Below are 1,126 nucleotides of genomic sequence, written 5' to 3'. Positions count from 1 at the left end.
TGAGTCGTTAAATCGTTGTCAGTGGGTAGGGTGGGGGCATGCCTCATCCGGTAGCGGTTCCCGTCGTGCTCGCTGATGACGAGCGTGAGCGGTTGCGGGCCTGGTCGCGCAGGCCGTCCTCGGCGCAGGGATTGGCGTTGCGGTCGCGGGTCGTGCTGGCGTGTGCGGATGCGCCTGAGGTGTCCAACGGCCAGATCGCGGCGTCGCTGGGGGTTTCGCGGAACATGGTGACCAAGTGGCGTAACCGGTTCGCTGCCGATCGGCTTGACGGGTTGCTGGACGAGCCTCGCCCTGGCCGGCCTCGCACGATCGCGGACGCCGACGTCGAACGGGTCATCACGACCACTTTGGAGACCACGCCGAAAGACGCCACCCACTGGTCGACCCGGTCTCTCGCGGCGCAGGTGGGTCTGTCGCAGACCGCTGTGTCCCGGATTTGGCGGGCGTTCGGCCTGCAACCACACCGGCAGGACACGTGGAAGCTGTCGAAGGACCCACAGTTCATCGACAAGGTCCGCGATGTCGTCGGGCTTTACCTGGACCCGCCCGAACGGGCCGTCGTGCTCTGCGTCGACGAGAAGTCCCAGATCCAAGCGCTGGATCGCACCGCCCCGGTGCTGCCGATGCTGCCCGGCACCCCCGCGCGAGCCAGCCACGACTACATACGCGCCGGTACCTCCAGTCTCTACGCGGCGCTGAACCTGACCACCGGCAAGGTCATCGGCTCGTTGCATGCCCGGCACCGGGCGATCGAGTTCAAGAAATTCCTGATCACCCTCGACCGGGAAGTCCCCGCCGACCTGGACGTCCACGTCGTGCTGGACAACGCCTCCACCCACAAAACCCCCGCGATCAAACGCTGGCTGGCGGCGCACCCACGCTTCGTCCTGCACTTCACCCCGACCAGCTCCTCATGGCTCAACCTCGTCGAACGCTGGTTCGGCGAGTTGACCACCAAGAAACTGCAACGCGGCACCCACCGCTCGGTACACGCCCTCAACAAAGACATCCGCGCCTGGATCGAGACCTGGAACGACAACCCCAAGCCCTACGTCTGGACCAAGACCGCCGACCAGATCCTCGAATCCATCAAACGCTACTGCACCCGCATTAACGACTCAGGACA

The 1,126-nt window shown here is 65.2% G+C and carries 1 protein-coding gene; it reads left to right on the top strand.

Annotated features, from left to right (window positions below; all coding sequences use genetic code 11):
* Positions 1 to 38: 38 nt before the first annotated feature.
* Positions 39 to 1,126 (top strand): IS630 family transposase (locus Asi02nite_RS41245; protein WP_203719480.1); only part of this gene is annotated, 1,088 nt, incomplete at its 3' end.

The sequence above is a fragment of the Asanoa siamensis genome, assembly GCF_016862555.1.
In the GTDB taxonomy this organism is placed as follows: domain Bacteria; phylum Actinomycetota; class Actinomycetes; order Mycobacteriales; family Micromonosporaceae; genus Asanoa; species Asanoa siamensis.
This window is presented reverse-complemented; position numbering and strand designations above follow the sequence as displayed.